At 40.9% G+C, this 24,114-nt stretch carries 16 protein-coding genes and 1 pseudogene; 7 read left to right on the top strand and 10 right to left on the bottom strand.

Going from position 1 to position 24,114, the window contains the following annotated elements; genetic code table 11:
• Nucleotides 1–18: 18 nt before the first annotated feature.
• The 7 genes from MWU78_RS01930 (at nt 19) to MWU78_RS01900 (ending at nt 11,089) form a co-directional block, all read left to right on the top strand.
• Nucleotides 19–1,800: an L-fucose isomerase gene (locus tag MWU78_RS01930; RefSeq protein ID WP_246994456.1), complete on the top strand. Its 1,782-nt coding sequence runs from the start codon at nt 19–21 to the stop codon at nt 1,798–1,800.
• A 742-nt stretch (nt 1,801–2,542) separates the two neighbouring features.
• Nucleotides 2,543–3,727, top strand: coding sequence for a sialidase family protein (locus MWU78_RS01925; protein ID WP_246994454.1), 1,185 nt, complete (start codon nt 2,543–2,545; stop codon nt 3,725–3,727).
• A 76-nt stretch (nt 3,728–3,803) separates the two neighbouring features.
• Nucleotides 3,804–4,964 carry a sialidase family protein gene (locus MWU78_RS01920; protein WP_246994452.1) on the top strand — a complete coding sequence of 387 codons (1,161 nt, stop codon included), beginning with the start codon at nt 3,804–3,806 and terminating at the stop codon, nt 4,962–4,964.
• Between the two features lie 80 nt (nt 4,965–5,044).
• Complete coding sequence (locus MWU78_RS01915) at nt 5,045–6,262, top strand: exo-alpha-sialidase (RefSeq protein WP_246994450.1); 1,218 nt, start codon at nt 5,045–5,047, stop codon at nt 6,260–6,262.
• A gap of 346 nt (nt 6,263–6,608) precedes the next feature.
• Nucleotides 6,609–7,787 (top strand): sialidase family protein, encoded by a 1,179-nt coding sequence (locus tag MWU78_RS01910; RefSeq protein ID WP_246994448.1) that lies wholly within the window; start codon nt 6,609–6,611, stop codon nt 7,785–7,787.
• Between the two features lie 586 nt (nt 7,788–8,373).
• Entirely contained in the window at nt 8,374–9,858 is a 1,485-nt protein-coding gene (locus MWU78_RS01905; RefSeq protein WP_246994446.1) for a sodium:solute symporter, read from the top strand.
• 214 nt (nt 9,859–10,072) lie between these two features.
• Nucleotides 10,073–11,089, top strand: coding sequence for a LacI family DNA-binding transcriptional regulator (locus MWU78_RS01900; RefSeq protein ID WP_246994444.1), 1,017 nt, complete (start codon nt 10,073–10,075; stop codon nt 11,087–11,089).
• 112 nt (nt 11,090–11,201) lie between these two features.
• On the opposite strand, the gene MWU78_RS01895 is transcribed toward MWU78_RS01900, so the two are convergent.
• From MWU78_RS01895 to MWU78_RS01855, 10 genes and pseudogenes are all read right to left on the bottom strand, one after another.
• Nucleotides 11,202–12,359, bottom strand: coding sequence for an alpha-hydroxy acid oxidase (locus MWU78_RS01895; protein ID WP_246994442.1), 1,158 nt, complete (start codon nt 12,357–12,359; stop codon nt 11,202–11,204).
• Nucleotides 12,360–12,457: 98 nt separating this feature from the next.
• Nucleotides 12,458–13,735, bottom strand: coding sequence for a DUF6786 family protein (locus tag MWU78_RS01890; RefSeq protein ID WP_246994440.1), 1,278 nt, complete (start codon nt 13,733–13,735; stop codon nt 12,458–12,460).
• A 29-nt stretch (nt 13,736–13,764) separates the two neighbouring features.
• A complete protein-coding gene (locus MWU78_RS01885; RefSeq protein WP_246994438.1) occupies nt 13,765–14,094 on the bottom strand; it encodes an L-rhamnose mutarotase in 330 nt (109 codons plus the stop codon).
• A 57-nt stretch (nt 14,095–14,151) separates the two neighbouring features.
• The gene (gene fucP, locus MWU78_RS01880) at nt 14,152–15,462 is read right to left on the bottom strand and encodes an L-fucose:H+ symporter permease (RefSeq protein ID WP_246994435.1); all 1,311 of its coding nucleotides are present in this window, start codon (nt 15,460–15,462) and stop codon (nt 14,152–14,154) included.
• Between the two features lie 66 nt (nt 15,463–15,528).
• Nucleotides 15,529–16,311, bottom strand: coding sequence for an SDR family oxidoreductase (locus MWU78_RS01875; RefSeq protein ID WP_246994433.1), 783 nt, complete (start codon nt 16,309–16,311; stop codon nt 15,529–15,531).
• A 6-nt stretch (nt 16,312–16,317) separates the two neighbouring features.
• Nucleotides 16,318–18,705: an alpha-L-fucosidase gene (locus MWU78_RS01870; protein WP_246994431.1), complete on the bottom strand. Its 2,388-nt coding sequence runs from the start codon at nt 18,703–18,705 to the stop codon at nt 16,318–16,320.
• 7 nt (nt 18,706–18,712) lie between these two features.
• Nucleotides 18,713–20,272, bottom strand: coding sequence for a sulfatase (locus MWU78_RS01865; RefSeq protein ID WP_246994429.1), 1,560 nt, complete (start codon nt 20,270–20,272; stop codon nt 18,713–18,715).
• A 72-nt stretch (nt 20,273–20,344) separates the two neighbouring features.
• Nucleotides 20,345–20,425, bottom strand: a pseudogene (locus MWU78_RS22535) (hypothetical protein); the annotation flags it as partial.
• Between the two features lie 140 nt (nt 20,426–20,565).
• Nucleotides 20,566–21,960 carry a sialate O-acetylesterase gene (locus tag MWU78_RS01860; RefSeq protein ID WP_246994427.1) on the bottom strand — a complete coding sequence of 465 codons (1,395 nt, stop codon included), beginning with the start codon at nt 21,958–21,960 and terminating at the stop codon, nt 20,566–20,568.
• A 7-nt stretch (nt 21,961–21,967) separates the two neighbouring features.
• Nucleotides 21,968–24,004: a GDSL-type esterase/lipase family protein gene (locus tag MWU78_RS01855; RefSeq protein WP_246994425.1), complete on the bottom strand. Its 2,037-nt coding sequence runs from the start codon at nt 24,002–24,004 to the stop codon at nt 21,968–21,970.
• Nucleotides 24,005–24,114 lie beyond the last annotated feature (110 nt).

Genomic DNA, 24,114 nt, shown 5'->3' with positions numbered 1-24,114 from the left:
CGACATAAAAATTCAGCAATGCAAAACAAGCACAACCATTTAGGAGCAATCCCAAAAGTAGGAATAAGACCGGTAATCGATGCCCGTTTGGGCGGCATTAGGGAATCTTTGGAGCAGACCACCATGGCCATGGCACAACGAGTCGCCGATTTTCTTTCCACCAACCTTAGGAACTATAACGGAACAAAAGTAGAATGTGTAATTGCGGACACCACCATTGGACGTGTGCCGGAAGCACAAAAATGTGAGGAAAAATTTCTTAGAGAAGGGGTAGGACTTTCTATCACAGTAACGTCATGCTGGTGTTACGGAACGGAAACCATAGATATGAACCCCACTCGCCCAAAAGCAATTTGGGGATTTAACGGTACGGAAAGGCCAGGGGCCGTATACTTGGCGGCCGCCTTGGCCGGACATGCACAAAAGGGGGTACCAGCCTTCAGTATCTATGGCAAGGAAGTTCAGGATAGCGATGACGAGAACATCCCAGAAGATGTTCAAAAACTGTTGTTACAATTTACCAAAGCGGGCCTTGCTGTAGCCATGATGAACGGTAAATCGTACCTATCAATAGGTTCTGTTTCCATGGGGATAGCTGGTTCAATCGTCAATGAGAGCTTTTTTCAGGATTACCTGGGAATGCGCAACGAATATGTGGATATGAGCGAAGTAAATCGTAGGATGCAGCACGGAATATTTGATCCGGAAGAATTTGAAAAAGCATTAAAATGGACCAAGGAGAACTGTAAGGAAGGTAAAAATTACAATGCCAAAGACCTACAGAAATCCAGGGAACGTATGGATGAAGAATGGGAAACCGTTGTTAAAATGACATTGATTTCCAGGGATTTAATGATAGGTAATCCGAAATTGGCCGAATTGGGCTTTGGAGAGGAAGCTCTAGGACACGGGGCCATTGCAGCAGGATTCCAAGGTCAACGACAATGGAACGATTATATGCCCAATGGGGATTTTATGGAAGCCATCCTAAACTCTTCCTTCGATTGGGGTGGAATCCGTCCTCCCTATATGATGGCCACTGAAAATGACAGCCTTAATGGCATTTCCATGCTATTTGGTTACCTATTGACCAACCAAGCGCAGATGTTCTCCGATGTAAGAACCTTTTGGAGTCCGGCGTCCATAGAAAGGGTCACTGGTCATAAGCTCCAGGGCAAGGCAGCCAATGGTATAATCCACTTGATCAATTCCGGTTCATCAACGTTGGATGGTACTGGACAACAGCAAATAAATGGGAAACCAGCTATGAAACCGTTCTGGGAAATTTCCGAATCGGAAGCTACAAAATGCCTGGAAGCCACGGACTGGCCACCGGCTATGTACGAATATTTTGGAGGAGGAGGATACTCCTCCCATTTTGTCACCAAAGGCGAAATGCCAGTGACCATGTGCAGAATAAACGTGGTTAAAGGATTGGGGCCTGTAATGCAAATAGTTGAAGGATGGACGGTAGAACTACCTGAAGAAGTACATAAAACTTTGGATGAGAGAACCAATCCTACTTGGCCCACTACTTGGTTTGCACCTAGATTGAATCAGGATCAAGCATTTAAGGATGTCTACAGTGTTATGAATAATTGGGGAGCAAACCATGGAGCTTTCAGTTATGGTCATTTTGGGGACGAAATAATAACACTTTGTTCCATGCTTAGGATTCCTGTAAATATGCATAATGTTGAACCCGAAAGAATATTTAGACCCAAGGATTGGGCTTCTTTTGGAATGGATCAAGAAGCCGCTGATTACAGGGCATGTGAGAATTACGGCCCACTCTATTAATTGAAAATGTGAGTTTGATTGATTTCTAATTGTTAATCAATTGTTTAAAGTAATGCTATGAGGTCGAGACCTGAGAAATTTTACTTTTCAAGCGACTAAAATGACATTTTTCAAAAATTTGATTTTGGGGTACATAATAAAGACGACAATTGTAGAGTGATAGTTGAAGGTTTCTAGGTCGTCATTTCGAATGAATATGAGAAATCGCACATCTAGCTCCCGATAAGTATTTGCGACTTCTCGTCGTCCCTAAAAGGGACTCTGTCGAAGTGACTACCGTTGTTCAGTCGAAATTAGTAAAGGAAATAATTTTCAAGCGGCTAAAATGACATTATTTCAAAACATTGATTTTAGGGCGCATAATAAAAACCTAAATAGTTGTAAATTATGTAATTATGAATAATAATATAGAATGAAAAGCGGCGCAGCCAGAAATCCTTAACCGCAGAATAGTATACGAAAGCTCCGAGATCAGGAGTCCCAATAAGGGACGACGCGGAGTTTCGTATACAGTTTTTCGACCTAGTTGTCGAAAAAATTCCTTGGTTTAGGCGCCTTTTCTTTTGGTTCGTTTTCTTTGGGCGAGCAAAGAAAATGAACATATATAAGTGACTTCGAGACCAGAGAAATTTTATTTTAAATCGGATTCACGTTGAAAGAAATCATTAAGGGTAAAATAGTATCCATATTATAAACATTGATGAATCAAATTTCAAACCCCCGTCAACAAATAATATACGTTATGAAAATAAAATTCACTTGGATAACAATGCTAATATCACTGTTCTTTACTACTAATTTCTATGGTCAAGGGGAGCAGGACAACGTTAAGCATGTAAAAGTATATTATGAGCCGGGCATGTTCGGAGGCTGGCCGGCCAACCATGGGGTATGGAATTGGGGAAATGAAATTTTAGTAGGTTTTTCCAAGGGACACTACAAGGATTTGGGACCCGATCGGCATAATTTTGACAAAGAAAATCCAGAGCTTCACGTTCTGGCCCGAAGTCTTGATGGTGGGGAGAACTGGACTCTCGAAGATCCTGGAGCGGTAGACGGTAATCTCGTAGTTCCCGATAACGGCAGTTATCATGGTCTTATGAGAAAAGACATAAAAGCACCTGAACCAATTCCTGCCGAACAAATAGATTTTACTGACCCCAATCTGGCTTTTACGGTACGTATGACAGATCATAATGGGGCAGAATCACGCATTTGGTATTCCTACGACAGGGGACGCGATTGGGAAGGTCCCTATAACTTGCCCAATTTTAATACACCTGGAATTGGAGCTCGAACCGACTATATTATTGATGGTAAAAATGAGTGTATGCTATTTCTTACTGCTGCCAAAGCCAATGGAAAAGAGGGTCGTGTAATGTGCGTTAAAACTACTGACGGTGGCAAAAACTGGGACTTCGTTTCATGGATCGGACCTGAACCAGATGGATTTTCCATAATGCCAGCGTCAGTAAGAATATCCGATAAAGAAATATTGGTAACCACTCGAAGAAGGGAAGAATCAGACCGATTTATTGATGCCTACCTATCCCAGGATAATGGACTAACTTGGAACCCCCTGCCCAACCCAGTGGAGAATTGCGGACAGGGCAATCCCCCTGCCATGGTAAAGATGAAAGACGGAAGAATATGTTTGATCTATGGTTACAGGGCATTGGAGGAGGATATCAAAAACAACCGAGACAAAAGTGAGATCAGGGCAAAATTAAGCAATGACAATGGACGTACATGGAGCAAGGATTATGTACTGCGCGATGACGGTTCCGGAAAAGATCTTGGATACCCCAGAGTAGTGCAACGGGCAGACGGAAAAATAGTCGCCCTTTATTATTTTATGGACAAGAACACCGGTCCGGAGCGCTATATTGCAGCTTCCATTTGGAACCCTCCATCCATTGAAGATTAAAGTTCATTATTATAAACATAAAACCTGATAAAAGTTCCCAATTATTGATCGTAAAATAGATAAAACTAAAATCACCATGAAAAGTATTCACTATTTTCTAACAGTACTGACTTTAATCATTTTCTCCTGCAAGAGCAAAACGGAGAAAACGGCAACAACAGAAGAGCTTAAAAGCGGCAACGATATTACAGGTAATTTCACTTTGCCCCCATTGTCCCAACCAGGGCAAGGCGCCTACCTAAGTGGGGAATTGATATACCCATTGGATAACAAACCTACACCGGAATGTCATGCCTCCACCATAGTGGAAACGCCCACTGGGCTTGTAAGTGCATTTTTTGCAGGCACCCATGAAAAAAATCCAGATGTTGGTATTAGGGTATCCCGAATGGTAGATGGCAAATGGACATGGCCAGAAGAAGTGGTCAATGGTGTGCAAAATGACACTCTGCGTTACCCCCTCTGGAATCCAGTACTATTTCAGCCGGCAGAGGGTCCGCTGTTGTTGTTCTATAAAGAAGGACCTGACCCTAGAACGTGGTGGGGAATGTTGATGACTTCTCCAGATGGGGGAATAACATGGTCCAAACCAGAAAAAATGGGAACCGACGAGAAAATTGGACACTTGTTGGGACCTGTAAAAAACAAGCCCATCCAATTGGCCGATGGAACCATAATATCACCCACTAGTACCGAATATAAATTGGAAGATGGGGATGTGGATTGGATGGTACATTTTGAAATAAGTAAGGACAATGGCCGGACTTGGGAAGTTGTAGGCCCAATTAACGACGGAAAGGAATTTGATGCCATTCAGCCCAGTATACTTACCTATCCCAATGGTAAAATGCAAGTTCTGTGCAGAACGAGACAAAATGTAATCTCTCAGAGTTGGTCCGAGGATCAAGGCCGTACATGGAGCAAAATGACCGCTACCGAACTTCCAAACCCCAACTCGGGAACAGATGCTGTGACCCTTAAAGACAATAGGCAGTTACTTATTTATAATCACACCACAAAAGAGGGGGAAGAGCCAAAGGGCAGAAATATGATTAATCTGGCCATATCCGATGACGGCATCAACTGGAAGCCCGTCATGACCTTGGAAAATGTACCGGCCGAATCGGGATATTCCTACCCTGCCATTATTCAATCAGCAGATGGCTTGGTTCATATTACCTACACCTACGTAAGGCAGTCCGTAAAACATGTAGTCATAGACCCTAAGCAGTTGTAGTCTGTAATTAGTAATTGGTCCAAAGGACAACTGATAAAATATTTGTACTAGAGAACACTTATGACATCCAAAAGATAAGCATGGAGAAATATAAAATATTTAAGAAGTTGCAGTCCGTTGTTGTCTCGTTTTTGATGTTGCTTATTCCACTTGCTTTCTCTGGATGTAAAGAGGATAAAACCGTAGATTATCCGAATCCGGTTTCCAATCCCATATCTAAATTGATGCTAGAAGGAGATTGGCTCCATGATCCGCATAAGATAGATTTTGATAAAATTCCTAAAATCCCAGTCGAGCATGCTGTAGTAAGCGATGTTACCCCAGATGGTGTTAACCAACACAATTATTTGGCCTACCATGACAATCGTTATTGGATAATGTGGAGCGATGGTCCCGGGGTTGAAGATAGAGTGGGTCAGGTAGTTAAATATTCCACCAGCACCGATGGTTTGCACTGGGACAAACCAAAATTCCTAACCACATATCCTGAAGGCTCTGGCCCGGAATCGCCCAATTACAACACTAGAACAAATCAGGGGCTCAGGTGGATCTCGAGAGGCTTTTGGGAATACAAAGGTGAATTTTTGGCATTGGCCTCATTGGACGAGGCTAAAGGCTTTTTTGGTCCGGCGCTGGCCCTCCATGCCTTTAAATGGAACAAGGAATCCGAATCATGGGAATACCATGGCCTAGTTATGGAAAATGCAATTAATAATTTTCCGCCCAAGAAATTACCTACTGGAGAGTGGTTAATGTCGAGAAGGTCTTTTGACTATGTTGAAAAGGGTGTCGATTTTATGGTGGGTGCAGAAGAGCGGTTTGATCAATGGGAAGTTTATCCCGTTTTTGGAACAAGTACGCAACTGGAAGCGGAGGAACCCTATTGGTGGATCTTGCCCGATAATAAAAACCTGATGGCGCTATTTCGGGACAATCGCAAAAGCGGATATTTGTATCGTTCCTTTTCAACGGACAATGGCCGTACCTGGAGTCCACCGGTGCAAACCAACTTTCCGGACGCAAGGTCCAAATTTCATGGCCTGCGATTACAGGATGGAAGATATGTGCTGGTCTCCAATTCCAATTACAAAAAACGCGACCCTTTAACCTTGGCCATTAGTAATGATGGGATGGTCTTTACCAAAATGGGCTATCTGGTAGGAGGAAGACACATAGATTACCCTCATGTATTGGAACACAATGGATATTTATTAATAGCCTTTGCTGGGGATGCCAAACAAAAAATAGAAGTAGTAAAAGTTAAGATTTCGGATTTGGGCAACATGAAGATGAAATAAACATTAAAATTGATTGTAATATACCTATGTGAAAAAAAATAAATACGTTCTAGGACAACATTAAAAAAACTATTTAAAATGAGGAATATTGGCAATACTATTTTGGGCTGTTTGTTTTAAATTTTTATTATGGCTCAAGATGAAAAATTGAATGTCGTATTTATTCTTGCAGATGACTTGGCGCAAAAACATCAATGCCCATTCCTTGGCTTTAACCCATTATATATACCAAATATTGGGTGAGTTAAGAACAACACCTATTATTCACCTCATTTATGCTCGCCTACAAGGTCCGCTCTTATAACAAGAAAATTTCCATTATAAACACTTTTAACAATTAACCAAAATGAAAAAAATCACATTAATTCTAATTTACCTTATTAGCAGTGTTTCCTTAACTGCCCAGCTATACGACGATTCAAAAGTGCCAGGGACAGTCGTGGCATATAGCCCTGCATCTTCAGGTAAATATATTGGCTCCCCTAGCTTGGCGATTCTACCAAATGGAAATTATGTTGCTTCCCATGATTTTTTTGGTCCTGAATCCAATGAACATGTGAAAGCAACTTCCAAAATTTACACGTCTAAAAATAAAGGTAAATCCTGGAGTCAGATAGCTGAGATTGATGGCGCATTTTGGTCTAAGCTTTTTGTCAATCAAGGAAAGCTTTGGTTTTTAGGCACCGACAAACATCATGGAAATACGCTTGTTAGACTTTCAGAAGATGGAGGGAACACCTGGACCACCCCAAGCAATGCTAAAAATGGTTTAATCTTAGAAGGGGAATATCATTGTGCACCTATGGCAATTCTTACGTATAATGGCAGAATTTGGAGAGCTATGGAAAGTGCCATGGGCCCAATTAAAAAATGGGGAAAAAGATATGGCGCATTTATGCTTTCAGCTCCTATAGATTCCGATTTGTTGAATGCCGATAGTTGGACGTCCAGTAACATTCTATACTTTGACCCAACTTACCTTGATGGAAATTTTGGCGGCTGGTTAGAAGGCAATGCTGTCGTAGATAAGGATGGACAGATGTGGGATATATTGCGTGTTGATGATCGCTCTACATTAGAGGAAAAAGCAGCATTTGTTAAAATTAGTGCTGATGGTAAAAATGCTTCTTTTGATTTCAATACTGGCTTTAAGGATTTCCCAGGAGGCAGCAAAAAATTTATCATCAAATACGATGAGCCTTCTGGACTTTATTGGACATTAGCCAATGTAATCCCTGAACAGATAAAAAAGGATAATGAAGGCACAAATCCTGCCAAGATTAGAAATACCTTGGCATTATTTTCTTCCCCGGATTTAGTCCAATGGAATCAAAGAAAGGTGATTTTACAGCATCCAGATGTATCAAATCATGGGTTTCAATATGTTGATTGGATGGTAAAAGGAAACGATATCCTATTTCTTTCTAGAACAGCCTACGATGACGGAGTTGGTGGGGCTCATAATAATCATGATGCAAATTTCCTGACTTTTCATCGCATTAAGAAATTCAGAAAACATTTATAATCTATTGTTTTATGACATTATGTAAAGGTACAATAGGGAAATACATTCAGATAATTTTATGTGTTTGTTGTTTCGCTTTAAATGCACAGTCTAAAGCGCCAAATATACTGTTCATCTATACCGATGATTAGGTATATTGGACTTTGGGCACGGCCATTACCTCACTGGGATATCTAATGGGAGGAAGACAATTAGATTACCCACATGGATTAAAGCACGATGGACATTTACTGGTAGCCTTTGCTAGAGAGGCCAAACAAAAAATAGAAGTGGTAAAATTTATGATTTCGGATTTGGATAATGTGAATCATGGCCCAATATTGTGCAGTAAGTTAAAATTGAGCTCCATTACTAACATTCTTTCAAAATAAACCCTCTTTCTTTTGATATTATGAAATAATTAATTATCATTGCTTAATCGATAAAGCAAATAATGTGGCGTATACTTATATCCAGCAGATCGTCTTATCATTAAATGGCTTTGACGATATAATAAAATTCAGGATTTTACAATTAGCCATCATTTAAGTAACGTGAATGTCCTACTTTTAAAAAATTTACCACAATAGCTAAATAGCCAATTACAATGAACAGTTTAGATTTAATTGTATTCTTCATTTACATAGGGGGAATAGCCCTTTTCGGAGGCTCATTTTTTAAAAAGAGTAGAACGTCCTCGTCCTATACCATGGGCAATAACGACATCCCGGGCTGGGTAGTTACCATGTCCATTTTTGCAACCTTCGTTAGTAGTATAAGTTACCTTGCCCTTCCGGGGAACGCCTATCAATCCAATTGGAACGCACTGGCATTTAGCCTTTCGCTTCCTATTGCTTCCTTGATTGCGGTAAAATATTTTGTTCCGTTGTACAGAAAAATAAATAGTCCATCGGCCTATACGTATATGGAACAACGTTTTGGCGCCTGGGCTAGAATCTATGTGTCCCTTTGTTACCTATTAACCCAGTTAATGCGTATTGGAACCATACTCTATCTTTTGGCTCTGACCCTAAATGCAATAGTTGGGTGGGATATGGTAACCATAATAATATTTACCGGTTTGGTAGTATCCATATACTCCATGTTGGGCGGAATTACAGCGGTTTTATGGACGGATGCCATTCAGGGCATAATTCTAATCGTTGGGGCCCTGGTCTGTGTTGGCTTTATTCTCTTCAATATGCCCGAAGGTCCTGGACAAGTTTTCGACATTGCAGCCCAAAATGATAAATTTGGACTTGGTAGTTTCAGCCTTAGCTTGTCCGAACCTACTTTCTGGGTAGTCTTAGTCTACGGTGTATTCATCAATTTACAAAATTATGGTATAGACCAGAATTATGTTCAGCGATATATGGCTTCTAAATCCGACAAGGAAGCCCAAAAATCTGCATTGATAGGGGGATTGATCTACCTGCCCATTTCTGCTGTATTTCTTTTTATAGGCACCTCGCTTTTTGCCTATTACCATTCAGCGGCAACCCTACCGGTAGAGCTGCAGGATATAAATAAAGGCGACAGTATATTCCCTTATTTTATAGTTAACGCCCTCCCTGCAGGGATTACTGGACTTATGATCGCTTCTATCTTTGCGGCAGGAATGAGCACCATTTCAACAAGTTTTAACAGTTCCGCTACCGTTTTTCTTACGGATTACTACAACAAATATTTTAAAAAGACCGCCTCCGATAAAGAAGGAATGCGGGTACTTTATATTTCATCGGCAATCATAAGTGTTATTGGAATCGTTATTGCCATAGCCATGATAAACGTAAAAAGTGCCCTTGATGCTTGGTGGAAACTTTCCTCCATTTTTAGTGGTGGTATGTTGGGGCTTTTACTTTTAGGACTGTTCTCCAAAACCAAAAATATTAAAGGTGCCCTTTTTGGGGTATTGGTGGGAATATTGATTATTATTTGGATGAGCCTGTCCAGCACTATTTTCGGAGAGGATTCCGTTGGCGCCTCCTTCCATACTTATCTAACTATCGTATTTGGAACTGCGGCCATCTTTATTGTTGGCTTCCTTATATCCATATTTAATAAAAAGACTGATGTCATCTATGAACATTAAGTAGATAGGTAGTTGATTTTAAAAGTATGGATGGGATAGGAAGGTAAGGATTTTGACATTACGTCCCGAGATTTAGACCATCAATGAATTTTGGCAAGAATTTTGTAATTTTGACAACTGGGTAACATCTACCCTAAAAATCTTTAACTCACAGATTACAAACAAGTTACAATCAAGGCTCCCGCCAACATAGTAATTTTAATCCAAAATATACATGAAACCAAAAACATCATTAAAGGATATCGCAAAAATTGTGGGTGTTTCCATACCCTTGGTTTCGTACGTATTAAGCAATAAAGGAAAGGAAAATAGGGTATCCGAAAAAACTGCCAAAAAGATAAGACAGGTTGCAAAGGAACTTAACTATCATCCCAATTGGAATGCAAGAAGCCTTAAGACCAATAAGACAAGATCTATTGGTGTTATTGTTGCGGATATTTCAAACCCGTTCTTCTCTCACTTGGCTAGAACTATAGAAGATGAGGCATTTTCGCAGGACTATACGGTTATCTTCGGATCCTCGGACGAAAAGGTGGAGAAATTCAATAAGGTTTTGGATTTTCTTAGAATGAGGCAAGTCGATGGTTTTATTATTGCAGCACCAGAGGGCTCCAAGGATATTATTGCCGAACTTACCAAAGAGGACATTCCCTTTGTGTTGATCGACAGGTTCTTTGATGATCTTAATACCAATTACGTTACTGTAGACAATTTTAAGGCCTCCATGCAGGCCACCAATTATTTGTTGGGAAAAGGAAACAAGAAAATTGGAGCCGTACTTTACGAATCTACTCTACACCATTATGAAAAAAGGCATCTAGGATATCTAGAAGCCCTTAAACAAGCTGGACTACAAGAGAATACACAATTCATAAAAAAAATTGATCACAGGTCCTTAAAAACGGAAATGAAAAGGGTGGTAAAAGAATTGGTACAGGATGCCGGAGTGGATGCCATCTATTTTCATACCAACACCTTGGCAGAAGAGGGGCTGACGCAAATGTTGGGCTTGGACAGGAAGATACTTAAGAAAATAAATGTCGTTGTATTCGATCAAAATTCATCATACAATTTCCTGGAAGATCCAATCCCCTATCTACATCAACCTATAAAGAAAATTGGAGAAAAGGCATTGAGAATCCTTGTAGGACAGATAGAGGACCCAACACAGGCCATTCAACAAATTTCCTTTGAGACCCAACTGGAATCCAGCTCCTTAAAAACAGAATAAGCCGGATCAAAAATAAAAATATCTTCGATCCGACTTTCCATGAGTCCATATATTGGGTTCTAATGGCGAACTTAAAGTAATCAGTGTAAATTTTGCTTTAAGCCTGTATCCTTTAAATCAGATGGTTTGGAAAATCCTTAACCTCTTCACAACATATTTGTTCCATTACCTGTTGTAATTCTGTTTTTAAAAGTGATATGGTATGGTCCCCCCCTTGGGCTCCCAATGCTGCAACTCCATACATAAATGACCGCCCCATAAAGGTAAATTCGGCCCCACTGGCCATAGTCCTGGCAATATCCGGTCCTCCCCTTAAGCCACTATCCATCATTACCTTTATTTGCTTTCCGTATTTCTCAGCGATTCTTGTCAAAGGTTTGATGGTAGATTCCCCGGCATCCAACTGTCTACCGCCATGATTGGAAACAATTATACCATCCAATCCCAATTTAATGGCGCTTTCAGCGTCGGCTTCGTTGGCAACCCCTTTGATTACCAATTTGCCCTTCCACATATCCCTGATAGGTTTGATCTTCTCCTCATTCAACCTACCTGAAAAGGTCTGGTCCATGAATTTCCCTAATTGTGCCAAATCCAATCCTTTTGGCATATAAGGTCTAAGGGTTTCGAAATTGGGCTGTCCATGTTTCAAAGTATTAAATGCCCAACTTGGTTTACCAAGTACCTGAAGTATATTCTTTACGGACATTTTGGGAGGCATAGCCAAGCCGTTTCTAATATCCCTTGGACGAAAACCAAAGGTGGGCACATCGCACAAAATAACCAATACTGGACATTCTGCCGCTTCCGCCCTTTTAATAATATCGTTCCTTACACTGTCCTCGGTAGGGTGATAAAGCTGAAACCAGGCCTTACCCTCTGTAATCTCACTAATACGTTCAATACTACTGGTTGTCACCGTACTTAAAATGAACGGGATATTATGCTCAAAGGCCGATTTTGCCAAAATTTCTGGAGCGTTGGGCCACATAAGCCCTTGTAGGCCAACGGGAGCAATTCCAAAAGGTGCGTCGTAGACGTGTCCAAAGAGCTCGGTCTTCATACTGGAACCTGTATGTTTACTAAGGTAATAAGGCAGTAGCTCTATATCGCGTATTTCAGCCGTATTCTTATGTAGGTTTACATCTTCGTTACAACCCCCATCCAGATACTCAAAAGCAAACTGCGGAATCCTTTTTTTTGCTTTGTTTCTTAGATCAACAACGGAAGGATATTTAGTATTGATCTTTATTTCTTTTTTATTCTCCATGGCATTTAATCTGCATTTGTTCTTAAATATTACTCTCTTATGCACTCTCAAACCTTCACCAACTTATTAAAAACCTGTTGGCTGGGGGCCTTATGTATTTATTGTTGCTCAGCTATTCCTTTGAGTGAAACTCCCAATATATCTCTAGCCAGTTTTTCCAAATCACCATCATCCCCTACAAAATGAAAAGTTTGATGTACATGGGTACTTTTTTCGTCGGATTTAAGGTCCAGTGCAGGGGACGAACTTTCCAATTCATAGAAGGGACCCAACTGTCCGCCATCTTCAAGCGGGCCATCGTTATATGCGTTTACTGCATCACCGGAATAGGGAAATTCCTGTAACTCCCACTGGGAATTAACATAATCCCTGACTCCTTCCGGAAGGCTGAATTTTGCAATCGTAAGCACTTTGTTCTTAGCATCATAACTTCCCAATACCGGCAGTGCCCTTTGAGGGGAAATACCAATCTTCCCACGTTCCTTTCCATCCGCCTTGAAAAACAAAACACTGTCATGGACCTGAAGTCGTTCTTTTGGAATCTTCCCAAAATAATCGTCCGTGACCTTGTTGCCTAAATGCTCTACATCGCCTTTCTTAAAGGGAACAATTATAGTGGTTTCATCCGAGGAATTGAACATGCTCAAAATCCAAATAGAGAGAAGGCCCGTTTTCTTGTCCCATCTTTCAGAGCCTAAATTGGTTATACTATTTTCTGAAGCAAAACCTACCATACTAACTTTTTCTGGAATTAGGAGTCCAAGAATTTCGGAGGCATCTTCCTTATCCAAAAGTTTAATATTCCTTTGAACCTTTAACTCAAAAGTCGTCCCGGTATAATTCACCAGTTTCATTTCCCTTTCAAAAAAGGCCTGATTTTCATTACTATCCACAAAATTAAAGGCTTCGATATCCAATTCCTTGGGGACATACCAATTATCAAATTCAAACTTGGTATCTTTTTCAAAAAATATGGAGTTCTGCCCTCCTTCCGGTCCCAACCAAAAGCGTTCTTCACCACCTGTTGGATTAAAATGCTCGTTTATTTCTCCAGATGTAATTAGATCATGATTGATCCAACCAAAGCTTTTTCCCTCATTTCCCTTGGCCGTACTAGTCATAACGCGACCTTGAAGTTCAGGAGAAATCAATATGCTCGACTCCCCATTTTCCAAAAGTACCAAGTCTTTATAATGCTCCATCAAAAACTCCCTGTCATACCCAAAGGTACCTTTGGCATAACCCTCCTTTTCTACCCCTACAACATTTGCTCCCTGCTCATTTTTAGTTTTACAACTTACAAGACATAGGAAACAACAGAGCAGGACTGTTCCAACAATATTCTTAAACTCCAAAAAGTAAACTTTACGTACCATCCTATGATCTTTATTTTCTTTATCCAGGTCTATAGTTTAAAAACCTTCTCCATAAGTACCCATTTCTCTCCCGGTTTTGCAAAAGGCAATGATTGTTGAAATTTCCCCATTATTTCCTCCCATTTCTCATTTTCTGGGTACTTAGCATCGATTTTTGCCTTTTTTTCAAAGGAAAAGCTTTCATCGGCATCGATAATCATAAACATCCTGGTCTCCACCCGGTAAATTTCCATATCCTTTATACCGGATTCCCTAAGGCTTTGAAGAATCTCTGGCCAAACATCCTTGTGGTAATCGTCATAGGCCTTGATCAACTCCGGATCATCCTTAAGATCTAATGCTAAACAATATCTTTTCATATCTTTTATTTTTAGTCACTTATTAACTAGAGACACATATAAGCCAAATACTTTAGCTTAAACTGCCAGCTCATATTTTTTAAACACCCGTAATCCGTACCATGCAATATAAACAAAACAAAGAGTTGGAAGGATAAAGGAAAAATTCACCTCGGTAACCCCCATAATACGGATGTCGTTTACTGCGTTACCTCCTTCATCAATGATCATTCCCTGTAATTTAGGCATTAAAGCCCCTCCTACAATGGCCATTACCAGACCTGCTGCACCAATTTTGGATTCCTCCTCATTAAGTCCGTTAAGCGCAATTCCATAAATAGTAGGGAACATTAGGGACATAAAAAATGTAATCCCCACCAAAAAGTACAAGCCTATTATACCCTCAATATAAATGGTTCCCAAACAGCACAGAGTTGCAAAAATGGCAAAGTACATCAATAGTTTTCCGGGACTCATGAATCGTAACATATAGGTTCCAATGGCCCTACCCACCAAGAACAGGATAAAGGCCACAAATTGGTAAGTGGCTGCATCCTCGCTAGACATTCCTATGGCCTCGGCGTACTGATAAATATAAGTCCAGCACATAATCTGGGCACCCACATAAAATATTTGAGCCACTACGCCCAGTACATATTTTTGATTCTTGAACAATCCGCTAAAAGTATCTCCCAAACTAGGGATTCCTCCTTCATCCTTGGCTTGTGGCATTTTACTAATCACAATTAAAACAAAAACGGCTAAAATTACCAATCCCAAAATAACATAGGGGTCCCTAATCACCATTAAATCCGTAGTCCTGATCAAGGCTTTTTTAGCCTCTTCCAAAGCAGAATAATCCGCTATATCATCTGACTGTAATTTTTTAAGAACAAATTGCTGCGCCACCAATAGTCCTAGCAATAATCCCACAGGATTGAAGGCTTGGGCCAAATTTAGGCGTTGTGTAGCCGTTTCGGGAGCTCCCATGGCCAAAATATACGGATTGGCAGTAGTTTCCAAAAAGGCCAACCCAAAGGTAAGGACGTAAAGCCCCAAACAAAAGAACCAGAATTGCTCGGTAATAGCAGCCGGATAAAATAATAAAGCCCCTCCTGCGTACAAGCCCAGACCAATTAATACGCCTACTTTATAGGAATATTTACGCACAAAAAGTGCGGCCGGTAGAGCCATACAGAAGTAGCCTCCATAAAATGCCATTTGTACCCAAGCAGCTTGGGAATTGGAGAGTTCCAATACCTTTTTAAAGGCTTGCACCATAGGATCGGTAACTGCATTGGCAAACCCCCAAAGTGCAAATAAGGAGGTAATTAAAATAAATGGAATTAGTACCTTTTTGGATACTACTGGTGGTTTTTGGTCTTTCATTGGATTGTTGATTATTGTTAATTGATTATTATCTGGTTTACCTTGTTGTTAATTTTATTTAAGCGTTTAAGAAATTGACCTGTCCAAATGGGTATAACCCCCATCCACAAAGAGCAACTGCCCGGTAGTGTGACTAGATCTATTGGAAAGCAAAAAAGCAACGGTACTGGCAATTTCCTCGGCCGTTGTCATTCTTTGTCCCAATGGGATTTTATCGGTTATAGTCTTTAATTTTTCTTCTGGATTGTCAAAAGTTTTGATCCATCGATCGTATAATGGGGTGTAGCATTCTGCTACTATAACCGCATTGACCCTAATATTATATGGCAATAGTTCCACGGCCCATTCTCTTGTAATGGCATTGCGCCCTCCATTGGCAGCGGCATAGCCCGATGTTCCGCCCTGCCCGGTTACGGAGGTCTTGGAACCTATATTAACAATGGCACCCTGGGTTTTCTTTAATTCTGGCAATGCATAGTGGGCCATTAAATAATAGTGGGTAAGGTTACGGTTAATAGATTTCAAAAAATCTTCATAATTCCCATTTTCCAGTCCAACCCCGTCATTGATTCCAGCGTTATTGACTATACCATCAATCTTTCCATATTTTTCAACAGTACTTTCCACGGCAAGTCTACATTGTTCCGGATCGGTAAGTTCTGCCGAAGCAAAAGAGGCTTTTCCTCCACTTCTTTCGATATCCGCAACCACCTCCAACATACTTTTTTTATCCCTCCCAATTATAACTGGGATAGCACCTTCAGCTGCCAATAGTACGCTTATTCCGTGACCGATTCCTTTGGAACCTCCGGTAACCATAATTACTTTATCCTTGAGTTGTAAATCCATTTTTCTTTATTTAAAGTCCTTTTCTGCAACGAAATAGGCACTAAAATCCTTGATTTGTGCTAAACCGTCCGAATCTATAATTTTTATTCGTAATCTACTTAATTTTATAGTGTCAAATTTCTCAATTCTTTTATTTCCTATGCTCTCCCCATTGGCCAAGGTAATCCAGTGACCTCCCGCGTAAGCTTCAATTTGATACTTTCTAATTCTTTCTCCTTTTGCTATATCCTCCTGAAGTATTACATGGTTTACTTCCATGGGTTCCTTCAATCTTAATTCCAACCGATTTCCCTTCCCATTGGTACTGGCCAAAGGAGTGGAAAATCTTCTTTTTATCTCATCTCCCCATTCCTTTAAGCGTTGCACATCCGTTTCTGGAATTAGTCCGTCCGGGTCAGGGGTAAGGCCTATTATTAAAGTGGCGTTTCTTCCAACCGATTTATAGTACATATCCATTAAATTATCCAAGGGAAATATATGGTCCTCATCCCCAGGCTCCCAAAACCATTCGTGTCGGCCGTTATATCCCCTTAATGGGGCATCGGCCATGGCAGGTACCCAATACTTACCCTTGGCATCCCCTTCTTTCAGCAATTGAAAATTGTTTTCCCCTATATTCTTCTTGGCACTTTCTCCCGCTCCTGTAGCCCTGTATGGAAAGGTTGACCAATTGGGAAACCCAACTGTTCCCGATTCTGATCCTCCCCATCTGGCTTCTGCCAATTGCCCGTTATGATAGAACAAACAATTTGGTTGGTACTGCCTTACAATGGGCAAAACGTCCGGGGCACCATTTTTTGGATGATCGGCACCACCATCGAACCAAATTTCGAACAATTCCCCATAATTGGTACAAATTTCCTTTACCATTCCCTCTACCGTCCTATTATACCATTTCTGTCGATTCTTCTTAAAATTGCCCTCTCCATTTACTTTAAAGTCGTGCACCCCCAAAAACGAATTCCATCTAATCCCAAGATAAATACCTGGTTTTATTCCATACTTTCGGCATGAGGCCACAAAATCTGCCACCACATCCCCTTTACCATCTTTCCAATTTAAAGCTTTAACGCTGTATGGGTTTACTTTGGATTGAAACAATGCAAAACCGGTCTCATGGGTAGCCGTTAAAATGGCAAATTTGGCGCCGGCATCCTTTGCCGCCTTTACCCATTGATCGGTGTCCAATTTTTCAGGATTAAACATTTGATAGTCTTCTACCGGATCGATTCTATTGTTTCCCTGCCCATATTTTTCCCCATCAAACACATGCAGGTCATAATGAAACACTACGCCTAGCTCTGCCTCCTGCCAAGCCAATTGCCGCTTGTTGGGGACCGGGAGTTCATTCTCAATAATGGGTATAAAAACGGTATAGGATTCCTCCCCTTTCTTGACCGCTACTGACAATACTTTTGGTTGGCCGTTCTCATGATAAACAAAGGGACGTTCCATTCTATCAGGCCCGATGACCGTACCATCTTCCAATAAAATTTCTTTATTCTTAAGAACAAACTCATTGGCCTTTTCCCAGTCGGTTCCATTTACCGAAGTCACCAAGCCAATATAATTATGGGCATGGAAAACGCCGTAGAACCTATTTCGATTTTCATCGTACCAAATAGACATATCTTCGGTGTCCATATAATCTATTACCGGTTTCTCCTGAATCTTAAAAGGGCCATCAGGATGTTCCGAAACCCCTACCGCCTGGTTCCTGATAAATCTTTTTTCGAAGGGCTTATCCCCTTTTATAATCAAATAATACTTGTCATCCTTGCCCTTGTCAATAGCCGGATTAACCGTAAGTGTGCTAATGGGCCCAGAGGGTTCCACCAAAGGTTTGTCCATTCTCGTCCAGGGTCCGTTCAAGGAATTTGACACCGCCACCCCCGTACGCTGGTTGGGACGTAATATTTTCCAATTGGGATGGGTATAACCTGTTTTGGCGGTTTCTACCAATTCCCCATCGGTATAATCCATTCCACCCATATTGGTCCCTATATAGTACAAATAATATTTACCTTCAAAATATTTGATTTTCGGGTTATGAGCTGTTATGGCATCCCAGTTACCCTGACCACTGCCACGGAGCACTGTTTCCTTGTATTTCCATGGCCCGGCCGGACTTTTACTGGTGGCATGGGCAATCTCCGAATGGGTAAGCCAACCATGAAACCCGTATTGTTTTTTCCAGCGGGAATAAAATAGATGGTATTTGCCATCCCTTTCCTTGATTATGGAACTTCCCCAATTAAAGTATCCGTCCGTTTTAAAAATGTTGTCACCGGACACTCTTCCGAAGTTATCGAATAAGTATAAGTCGTCTTCCCCATTTTGGGCAAAAGCCGAAACAAAACAAAAGCAACAAAGTACAAACAATCTTAACTTCATATTCCTTTTAGCTTTTGTAAGTATTTATTATCTCATCCGGATAGGCAATCTGCTCCCCTGTATCTTTTCTGGAAGGTATCTGGGCATTTACTTTCCTTAAGTAATCCGATAATATCTTGGCCAACTCCCTTGCTTTTTCCGGCTGCTCTTTTACCAAATTTCTGGTTTCCCCAATATCCTCCTTGATATTGAACAACTCAATACTTCCGTCTATGTAGTAATATATAAATTTCCAGTCGCCCACCCTAGTGCTACTGGAAGCTCCGATTCCCGGTCCGGATGGCCCCCATTCATTGGGATAATGCCAAAATAATAGTCTAGTATTACCCCTAATGTTCCCGGAAAGCGTTGGCAGAAAACTAATTCCGTCTACCTTTTGCACCGTTTCATAATTCTTTACGCCTGCCATTTCCAAAATAGTAGGATAGAAATCTTCAATAATAACTTGTTGTTCGGTTACCGAATTAGGTTTAATTTTCCCTGGCCACTTTACCAACATTGGCTCTCTAATCCCGCCTTCATGGGCTGAACCTTTTCCACTGCTCAAAGGTTTGTTATGGGTGTGTTTTTCCCCTCCCCTGGCCACAGCACTAAGTCCGCCGTTATCCGACATAAAAAGGATAATAGTATTGTCCGAAATCTTTTTATTATCAAGATAGTCCATAATATCACCCAAACTCTTGTCCATTCCCTCTACCAAAGCAGCGTATTTGGCCTCTGTGGAATCCAGACCTTTGTCATAATATTTCTGAACAAATCTGCTATCTGCCATTATGGGGGTATGAACGGCATAATGTGCCATATACAAAAAGAAAGGTTTGTTTTTTTCCAAGGCGGAATCCATGGCCAATTTTGCCTCTTGGGTTATGGCCTCCGTTAAAAATATATCCTTGCCATGATACTTTTCCAGTCCAGGAACAGCCCATACTTTCCTTTCTTCCTGACCATTCCCAAAATTTTCGGTTCCCAAATAACTTCCAGGAGCTCCGGCAGCATGGCCTGCTATATTTATTTCAAAACCAAGTTTCAATGGGTCTTCCCCTGGGGTACCAATGGCCCCCAAATGAGCCTTTCCGGAATGTATAGTAACATAGCCCGCCTCCTTCAATACCTGAGGCAAGGGAGTAGCATATACCGCTTTTTCTACACCTTTAACCGGACTTAACCCATTTACGTTCCACTCTGGAAATTGAAGGGTCTTGTGGTTCGTTTCCATAGGCTGTAATTTGTCCTTGTACAATGTCCAGTTGGTAACCCTGTGCCTGGCCGCATTCATGCCTGTCATTAGACTTACCCTGGTCGGTGAACATACCGCAGTGCTGTATGCCTGGGTAAATTTCATCCCCTCTTTTGCCAATCGCTCCATATTTGGGGTTTGGTAAAGATTATTATACTGCGTTCTTTCACTCCAAAATGGAACTGAAGTGTCCTGCCAGCCCATATCATCCACGAAAAAAAGTACAATATTGGGGGTGGTGGGTACATCAACATTTTTAGGCATTACCTTGTCCTTACAGCCAAAGCTTAGAAGTCCTACTATGAAACACCCCAATAAATATCCTTTCATCCTTATATTTTTTACAATGACTTAATTACTTACTATTACCGCACCATCCTCGCGATATATCTACCTTACCAATCAGCATAACCGCAATGACGGCCAGGATTCATCTATTCCATTTACGGAATACAAGCTCCAATGAATAAAAATACCAAATTTGGCGTCTTATAACCATTGCATCATTTGCTCATTTTGCAATTCAATGTCCTGTGATTGCGCCTGCGCAAAATTTGTCGCAATCGTCATAGTTAATAAAGAGGTAATTAGTCTCTTCATGTTTAAAAACCAAGCGATTTAAATTATTTGAATTCCCAATCATCCGTTCTAAAAGCGGAAGCCGGTAAGCCAGCTGAATTAAATAGATTAGGCAATGCCCCATTGGTAAAAGCAAACCGAACCGCTGCTGGTTTTTTTACCTTTGAGGAAGACACTTCTACCGTATTACCCCTAATTTTGGCTTTGGCGGGAAAAAACGCCCCATCTTCCCCAGCAATAAAAAACTCGCGTAAGTCCGTGCCCTTTTGCATTAAGCCCTTTTCGGCATAATCAAAACTGAGGACAATTTTTTTATTTTTAATTTTCTTCGACCTATACACCGGTCCTGAATATTCCACCATTTCCTTTCCATAGGTTTTACCTAAGGCCCAAAGTGCCAAACGGTGACCAACGTCCTGCTTATTGGTGGGGTGTATATTTTCCAAATTCCCAATATCATTGGTAACCACCATACCCGTATTGTCCAAATTTTGCATAGTATACAATTGCGCATCCCTTACATGTGCCGCATCCGTGTCCATTGGGTCGTCATATTTATATGGGGCTATCTGCACAAAAAAGAATGGCAGATCCTTTCCCCATTCCTCCCTCCATGATTCGATCATCAAGGGAAAGGATTTATAATAGGAAACCGGGTCTACCCTGTTGGATTCCCCTTGGTACCAAATACAACCTGCGATATTGAATTTAGTAATCGGGTGAATCATGGCATTATAGGCCAAGCCCGGATTACTGGGCCACCAGGCAACCTCGTTCAGTTTTTCCGAGGCTTCTTTTAATTGTGCATCTTCAGTAATCAATTCCTTTTTCAACCATACCTCCACTGGCGTTCCTCCCCAACTGGAGTTGATAACACCAACAGGGATGCCCAAGTTTTGATGCAATTCCCTGCCAAAAAAATAAGCTACAGAACTAAACGTAGCCATAGTTTCAGGGGTACAAACCTCCCATTTACCCTTTAGTTGGTCCTGGGGGCTGTCCGATATTTGTTGCGCTACCTGAAAGAAACGTATTTCCGGGTAATCAGCGTTTTTTATTTCCTCTTCCGCATTGTCCAAACCATGTTTTGGGGTCCATTGCATATTGCTTTGTCCGGAACCCAACCATACTTCCCCTATTAGTACATTCCTCAACTCCAATTTCTCGTGGCCTTCTACAAGTACACTGTATGTACCTCCGGCCTTGGGTGTAGGCAATTGCAATGACCAAACCCCTTGAAAAGCTTTGGTGGTCACTTTTTCATTGTTCCAAGTACCGTAAACCGTTATCTCTTCACTGGTAGCCGTGGTCCATCCCCAAATAGTAACGTTCGACTCTTGTTGGAGTACCATATTATCCGAAAGAATGGAAGGAAGCCAAATTTCGCCATAAGTATTCCCAACCCACATCCAAAGTACTAGAAGAGTTATCTTTTTCATGAATTTACTATTTAGTTAGATTAATATGTTCTTGGATATATTTTGCCCATATTTTATACCCTTCCGGCAATAAATGAATACCATCCTGGGAATATAGATCCGCTCTTAAAAACCCCTTTCCATCAGCAAAATCACTAATTACATTGTGATAGAATACATTCTTGTCGTCACCAAAACCCTTGATCAAAGAGTGAATTTTATTGTATTTTTCCCTTCTATCACTATTTGGATCCAATCCAGTGGGTAAAGGACCGAATAGCATTATTTTTGTGGAAGTGGGAAATTTTTCCTTGGTTACTTCTAATACCTTTTGTATACCCGATGTAATTTCCGCAGCTGTATTTTCCCCAAAATTATTGACACCAATGGCCAGCACAACTACCTTTGGCTGGGCAGTTTCATAATTTCCATTATTTAAGCGATATAGAATCTGCTCAGATCGGTCCCCTGAAATACCAGCACTGATCCAATTCAAATCCTTAAAATAAATATCTGCTGCTTCTTTACCTGGGGCATAAGTGACATTAGGCCTTTTTCCACCCCAACCTTGGGTAATGGAATTCCCAATAAGCAGTAAATCAATTTCTTTTGATGCCAGGCACAAGGAATCAATATCATTGGCCTGGGCCCACCAATCTTTACCTTCATTCCACCCTGCGGCAGATCTATATTCTGCCGAAGGGGCCAGTATTGTTGCAAAATTCAACTTTTGATCAGTTGCCCTTAAGATAAAATCGACAATCGGATTAGGGTTCTCCAAACTATGGGGATGATGCCCAATACCTTCCTTATAAATCACTTCTATTGTGCCCCCTTGGGCGTTGATTCCAGTTTCAAAAAGCTTTGTATTTTCATCAATGGGCACTACATCATCCGCTGCTCCACACACGTGCATCATGGGATAACCTCCCTTAGCGATAGCTTTTATTTTGTGTATGGGATTCCCTTTAAAATTGTGGATATCCTTTTCCGTCTTGAGTGAATAAACCTTTTTAAATGCCTCCCAATCCGAGCTACTCCCCATACCCTTTCCCAAACCTCCAGGCCAGCTCTTGCCATCCAATACAGGGGCATCAGCATAGACACAGGCAACTTTTTCAGGATTTTTATCGGCCCAATTATATATTATCAATCCACCTCTACTCATGCCTTCCAAAACCACCTTTTTTGATAGTCCTGTTTGGGTCATTAGTTTATAAAATTCATCCCACCGCTTCATTGCTTCGGGACCCCCAAACAAATTGGCGACATCGCAATAAGCAATATGAAATCCCCTTTCCAACAAGGCGATATCAGTTTGCGGCTCATGTCCCCAAAATCTTGCCCGCAATACCCAAGGTGCTCCAGGTGCCACTTTCTTGGGCCGTACAATTTTGCATGAGGCACCCTTAAATTCAAAATTAGTAAGAGGATAACCATAAAAATTTGAGGTTTCCAAAACCTTTACATCATTGGATTTTGAAAAATCTATAGGTACAATTTCCTTTTGAACCACAGTTTCATATAACCGCTTTGCAATCAACGTTGCACCTAAGGAAGAAGGATGTACCATATCCGGCAATAAACCAGGTTGATCTATAAACAACTGGTAAAGATCTAATACTTCCGAATTGGTCTTATAGGCAACCGAACGGGTAAGGGGAGTAATCTTATTTTTGATAACATTGTTCCAAATTCCTGTGGTATCCGTGGTAAATGCAGGAACTGGAAGCAATAGAACAATCCGAGCCTTATTATTTTCTTTTCTAAAACTATTGATCAACTCAATATAATCCGCCTCAAATTGGTCTATATGAACACGATTCTGCAACTTACTGTCATTGGTACCCAATTTTATGAAAACGATATCCGCATTAAATTTCAATGCATTTGAATAAGCTTCAGTTTCCCAATACGGTTTGTCTCCCAATTTTAAGAGTGTACACCCGCTAACCCCAAAATTCTTTACCTCATATGGATTGCCTAGTATGGATTGCAATTGTGCTGGAAAAGCATTTTTATCCTTATTGGCCACACCTGAACCATAAGTAATGCTGTTCCCCACGCAAGCAATTTTGATGGGGTCCTGAAGGGTAGCACCAGCTGATTCTGTGATTATAAATAACCCAAATAGTATAAATTGTAGCAGCCTCCTAACCATATTATATATCAAAC

It is taken from the genome of Arenibacter sp. F26102, from assembly GCF_023015865.1.
GTDB lineage: Bacteria > Bacteroidota > Bacteroidia > Flavobacteriales > Flavobacteriaceae > Arenibacter.
Note: the sequence above shows the minus strand (reverse complement) of the source record. Positions and strands in the feature narration are given on the sequence as shown.

Excerpts from the sequence above, each read along its gene's own strand:
- MWU78_RS01930 (WP_246994456.1), top strand. The coding sequence starts at position 19 with ATGCAAAACAAGCACAACCATTTAGGAGCAATCCCAAAAGTAGGAATA.
- MWU78_RS01925 (WP_246994454.1), top strand. The coding sequence starts at position 2,543 with ATGAAAATAAAATTCACTTGGATAACAATGCTAATATCACTGTTCTTT.
- MWU78_RS01920 (WP_246994452.1), top strand. The coding sequence starts at position 3,804 with ATGAAAAGTATTCACTATTTTCTAACAGTACTGACTTTAATCATTTTC.
- MWU78_RS01915 (WP_246994450.1), top strand. The coding sequence starts at position 5,045 with ATGGAGAAATATAAAATATTTAAGAAGTTGCAGTCCGTTGTTGTCTCG.
- MWU78_RS01910 (WP_246994448.1), top strand. The coding sequence starts at position 6,609 with ATGAAAAAAATCACATTAATTCTAATTTACCTTATTAGCAGTGTTTCC.
- MWU78_RS01905 (WP_246994446.1), top strand. The coding sequence starts at position 8,374 with ATGAACAGTTTAGATTTAATTGTATTCTTCATTTACATAGGGGGAATA.
- MWU78_RS01900 (WP_246994444.1), top strand. The coding sequence starts at position 10,073 with ATGAAACCAAAAACATCATTAAAGGATATCGCAAAAATTGTGGGTGTT.
- MWU78_RS01895 (WP_246994442.1), bottom strand. The coding sequence starts at position 12,359 with ATGGAGAATAAAAAAGAAATAAAGATCAATACTAAATATCCTTCCGTT.
- MWU78_RS01890 (WP_246994440.1), bottom strand. The coding sequence starts at position 13,735 with ATGGTACGTAAAGTTTACTTTTTGGAGTTTAAGAATATTGTTGGAACA.
- MWU78_RS01885 (WP_246994438.1), bottom strand. The coding sequence starts at position 14,094 with ATGAAAAGATATTGTTTAGCATTAGATCTTAAGGATGATCCGGAGTTG.
- fucP (WP_246994435.1), bottom strand. The coding sequence starts at position 15,462 with ATGAAAGACCAAAAACCACCAGTAGTATCCAAAAAGGTACTAATTCCA.
- MWU78_RS01875 (WP_246994433.1), bottom strand. The coding sequence starts at position 16,311 with ATGGATTTACAACTCAAGGATAAAGTAATTATGGTTACCGGAGGTTCC.
- MWU78_RS01870 (WP_246994431.1), bottom strand. The coding sequence starts at position 18,705 with ATGAAGTTAAGATTGTTTGTACTTTGTTGCTTTTGTTTTGTTTCGGCT.
- MWU78_RS01865 (WP_246994429.1), bottom strand. The coding sequence starts at position 20,272 with ATGAAAGGATATTTATTGGGGTGTTTCATAGTAGGACTTCTAAGCTTT.
- MWU78_RS01860 (WP_246994427.1), bottom strand. The coding sequence starts at position 21,960 with ATGAAAAAGATAACTCTTCTAGTACTTTGGATGTGGGTTGGGAATACT.